Below are 4,347 nucleotides of genomic sequence, written 5' to 3'. Positions count from 1 at the left end.
CTACAAGAATTCTGTGCCATTTATAAAATGTACTTCTCGGCACATTCTTTTGCTTACAAAATTCATATTTACTTACATTACTTTTTTTATATTCTTCTACTAGCTCTTTCCATTTTTCATTACTTATTCTTTTTTTCTTTTTTTCTAATAGCATCATTAGCCTCTATTTTTTTAGGCTTTTGTTCTACCACTTATTTTTATTCTTGCCTAGATGCCCTTATTTTAGCGCTTACTTCTTAAAGATCATCTTGTAGTTAGTGGCATAGCTTCTATTATTAAAGAGGCTAAAAAAATTGGTATCCCAGTTATTGCTTCTGATGAAGGTAGCGTTAAGAATGGTGCTGATGTAGCAATTGGGTTAAAAGAAGAGGAGTTAGGTGTTGCAGCTGCAAAAATTTTAATATCATTTAACAATGCAACTGAAAATAATGATAATATAATGCTGGATTTTATGATATTTAAGAATAAATTTTCATCAGTTCATATTAATGAAGATAAATTGCAAAACGAAAAATTATTAATTATAGAATAAATCATGAATATTATATTAGATATTTTTCAGCAGAGTTTTATTTTATTTCCATTGATTTTGGGGATTTATATCTCATACAAGGTATTAAATGTGACAGATTTAACTGTTGAAGGTAGTTTTGTATTAGGTGCAGTGGTTTTTGCTAAATTGACAACTGAATTAGTAAACCCTTTACTTGCAATGTTTGGCGCAATTTTATCAGGAGCATTATCAGGAATTATAGTGGCATTAATACAAAGACATAATAAAATAGATAGCCTTATAGCAGGGATATTAATGATTTTTATGTTATATAGTATTAATTTGCAGATTATGGGTGTTCCAAATCTAACAACATATGATCATATTACGGTAAATACTTACTTTAGCTATTTATTTAGTCACTATCATGAATTTATATTTTCAGCTATTTTTGCTATTGTATGCTTTATTTTGGTATTTGTTTTATTTAAAACGAAGTTAGGGTTAAATTTGAGGGCATATGGTGATAATTATAGATTGCTTTATAAACTTGGAAAAAATCCAGAGAAATATAGATTAATTGGTTTGGCTATTAGTAATGCTTTAGCTGCAGTTAGTGGTTCCTTAACCTGTCAAATTTATGATTTTGCTGATATAAATATGGGATTTGGGATTGCACTTACTGCAATTGGTGCTTTGCTTATAGGTATTCAAATAATTAAGAAAATTTTTAAGCATAATAATTATTCGGTGGTTATAGATTCTCTAGCATGTTTTTTAGGTGTTTTTTTATATTATTCAGCTGTAACTATTTTTTTAAATATAGGAGTAAATCCAATAAATCTTAAATTATTAATAGGTATTATACTTATATTATTGTTAAAGACTATGTCTAATAAAAATTGTAATCCATGGAAAAGAAATTATTAAAAATTAAAGATATAAATTATTATTTACCAAATAGTAAATTAACTATACTTAAAAATATAGCGTTTGATGTTGATGAAGGTGATTTTATTATAATTATAGGCCATAATGGCTCTGGAAAAAGTACTTTCTTAAATGCAGTTAATAGAAGTATAGATTATTCATCTGGGGATATTACATTGGAGTCGAAATCAGTGAGGTTGTATTCAAGTGCAGAGTTTTTTAAAAAAGTTATTACAATTACACAAAGGTTAGAAGAAAATTTATTTGAGAGTTTTACTGTATTTGAAAATTTTTTAATGTACTTAGGGAAAAATAATTCAAAATCTGCAGATTTTTTTAATAAAGCGTTAAAGCCTTATAATAAGAATTTAATTCTAAAAAAGAATACGTTAGTTAGGGATTTATCTGGTGGTGAGAAACAGTGTTTAGCTCTTGCGCTTGCATTTATTAATCCACCTAAATTATTATTGCTTGATGAGCATACATCTGCCCTTGATCCAAAGATTTCAGATGAAGTTATGGAATTAACTTCTGTAATAATTAAAAAACATAAAATTACATCTATTATGGTTACCCATAATCTTGAATATGCTATAAAATATGGAAATAAAATATATGCACTTCAGGATGGCAGTATTTGTTATTATTCTAATAAAAACAAGGGTATTTCAAAGCAAGATTTGCTAAAATATTGTTTTTAAAGATAATTTTTTGATGAATAATTAATATATTAGTTTATATATGAAATGATATTTATTTACTTTATAATAAAAAAAATGAAGTATTCAAAGGTTTTAAATTTAGTTTAAAATAATAATTTGTAAAAATAGTATATAGAAATGTTAAAAAGTCATTGACTTAGCATATAAAAAGTTTATAAATATTTCTACCTGATCACAATATTTGAAATAGTAAATATAGAATTTATAAGACGGTGGTAATCTTATTTTAAGTTTACTACTTAGATATAAGTCAAACTTGAGAGTTTGATCCTGGCTCAGAGTGAACGCTAGTGGCGTGCTTAACACATGCAAGTCGAACGGACGATATTTGTGCTTGCACAAATAAAGTTAGTGGCAAACGGGTGAGTAATACATGAGAATTTTCCTTGCAGTACGGAATAACTATTGGAAACAGTAGCTAATACCGTATATTGCCGAGAGGTGAAAGATTTATCGCTGCAAGATAAGCCCATGCAAGATTAGCTTGTTGGTAAGGTAATGGCTTACCAAGGCTACGATCTTTAGCTGGTTTGAGAGGATGATCAGCCACACTGGAACTTAGACACGGTCCAGACTCCTACGGGAGGCAGCAGTGAGGAATATTGGACAATAGGCGAAAGCCTGATCCAGCGACGTCACGTGAATGATGAAGGCCTTAGGGTTGTAAAATTCTTTTAGTGGAGAAGATAATGACGGTATCCACAGAAAAAGTCCCGGCTAACTTCGTGCCAGCAGCCGCGGTAATACGAAGGGGGCAAGCGTTACTCGGAATTATTGGGCGTAAAGCGTGCGTAGGCGGTTTTATAAGTTGAAAGTGAAAGCCTTTGGCTCAACCAAAGAATTGCTTACAAAACTGTAAAACTAGAGTATTAGAGAGGATAGAAGAATTCCTGATGTAGGGGTGAAATCCGTAGATATCAGGAGGAATATCGAAGGCGAAAGCATCTGTCTGGCTAAATACTGACGCTGTTGCACGAAAGCGTGGGGAGCAAACAGGATTAGATACCCTGGTAGTCCACGCAGTAAACGATGAGTGCTAGATGTTAGAACTATGTTTTAGCGTCGAAGCTAACGCATTAAGCACTCCGCCTGGGAACTACGATCGCAAGGTTAAAACTCAAAGGAATTGACGGGGACCCGCACAAGCGGTGGAACATGTGGTTTAATTCGATGCTACGCGAAAAACCTTACCAAGTCTTGACATGTTAGTCGTATGATTAGGAAACTAGTCAGTCAGTTCGGCTGGACTATCACAGGTGTTGCATGGCTGTCGTCAGCTCGTGTCGTGAGATGTTGGGTTAAGTCCCGCAACGAGCGCAACCCTTATCTTTAATTGCCAACAGGTTATGCTGGGAACTTTAAAGAAACTGCCAATGGAGAATTGGAGGAAGGTGAGGATAATGTCAAGTCAGTATGGCCCTTATGACTTGGGCTACACACGTGTTACAATGGTAGCCACAATATGATGCAATAGGGTGACCTGGAGCAAATCTATAAAAGCTACCTCAGTTCGGATTGTACCCTGCAACTCGGGTGCATGAAGTTGGAATCGCTAGTAATCGCAGATCAGCACGCTGCGGTGAATACGTTCCCGGGTCTTGTACACACTGCCCGTCAAGCCATGGAAGTTAAATTTTCCTTAAGTAAATGAGCTAACTGCAAAGAGGCAGTTTACCAAGGAGAGTTTGATGACTGAGGTTAAGTCGTAACAAGGTAGCCGTAGGGGAACCTGCGGCTGGATTACCTCCTAAAGACAAATAAATAGCTATATGCTATAAATATATAATAACAACGCCACCGTCTTATAAATTCTATATTTCAAGCTTAAAAAGTAAGCACTAAAATAAGGGCATCTAGGCAAGAATAAAAATAAGTGGTAGAACAAAAGCCTAAAAAAATAGAGGCTAATGATGCTATTAGAAAAAAAGAAAAAAAGAATAAGTAATGAAAAATGGAAAGAGCTAGTAGAAGAATATAAAAAAAGTAATGTAAGTAAATATGAATTTTGTAAGCAAAAGAATGTGCCGAGAAGTACATTTTATAAATGGCACAGAATTCTTGTAGAAAATAAAAGAAATACAGTAAAAAATAAATTTATACCAATAAGAGTGAAAGAATGCGAAGAAGAAAGAAGTGAAGAAATAAAATCAGAGATGATAATAGAAAGTAAAAAGGGGATAAGAATAGGGTTTAATAAAGGAT

Annotated in this window: 5 protein-coding genes and 1 rRNA gene; 5 read left to right on the top strand and 1 reads right to left on the bottom strand. The window is 32.7% G+C overall.

The window, feature by feature from the left end; translation table 11 throughout:
- Nucleotides 1–154 (bottom strand): IS66 family insertion sequence element accessory protein TnpA (gene tnpA, locus EIC27_RS08430; protein ID WP_410519450.1); only part of this gene is annotated, 154 nt, incomplete at its 3' end.
- A 108-nt stretch (nucleotides 155–262) separates the two neighbouring features.
- On the opposite strand from tnpA (EIC27_RS08430), the gene EIC27_RS08425 reads away from it, so the two are divergent.
- From EIC27_RS08425 to tnpA (EIC27_RS06260), 5 genes are all read left to right on the top strand, one after another.
- Nucleotides 263–532 (top strand): ABC transporter substrate binding protein, encoded by a 270-nt coding sequence (locus EIC27_RS08425; protein WP_410519464.1) that lies wholly within the window; start codon nucleotides 263–265, stop codon nucleotides 530–532.
- A gap of 3 nt (nucleotides 533–535) precedes the next feature.
- Nucleotides 536–1,423 (top strand): ABC transporter permease, encoded by an 888-nt coding sequence (locus EIC27_RS06275; protein WP_126045215.1) that lies wholly within the window; start codon nucleotides 536–538, stop codon nucleotides 1,421–1,423.
- Entirely contained in the window at nucleotides 1,405–2,124 is a 720-nt protein-coding gene (locus EIC27_RS06270; RefSeq protein ID WP_126045214.1) for an ATP-binding cassette domain-containing protein, read from the top strand. The genes EIC27_RS06275 and EIC27_RS06270 overlap by 19 nt, the downstream gene beginning before the upstream one ends.
- 273 nt (nucleotides 2,125–2,397) lie before the next feature.
- Nucleotides 2,398–3,896: ribosomal RNA gene (locus EIC27_RS06265) — 16S ribosomal RNA — on the top strand.
- A 156-nt stretch (nucleotides 3,897–4,052) separates the two neighbouring features.
- Nucleotides 4,053–4,347: IS66 family insertion sequence element accessory protein TnpA (gene tnpA, locus EIC27_RS06260; RefSeq protein WP_205702322.1), on the top strand; the 295-nt coding region annotated here is incomplete at its 3' end.

Origin of the sequence: Candidatus Aquarickettsia rohweri, assembly GCF_003953955.1 — a bacterium.
In the GTDB taxonomy this organism is placed as follows: domain Bacteria; phylum Pseudomonadota; class Alphaproteobacteria; order Rickettsiales; family Midichloriaceae; genus Aquirickettsia; species Aquirickettsia rohweri.
The sequence above is the reverse complement of the archived record's forward strand: the minus strand, read 5'-3'. Positions and strand labels throughout refer to the sequence as shown.

Coding starts and splice junctions, on each gene's coding strand:
- EIC27_RS06270 (WP_126045214.1), top strand. CDS start 1,405: ATGGAAAAGAAATTATTAAAAATTAAAGATATAAATTATTATTTACCA.
- EIC27_RS06275 (WP_126045215.1), top strand. CDS start 536: ATGAATATTATATTAGATATTTTTCAGCAGAGTTTTATTTTATTTCCA.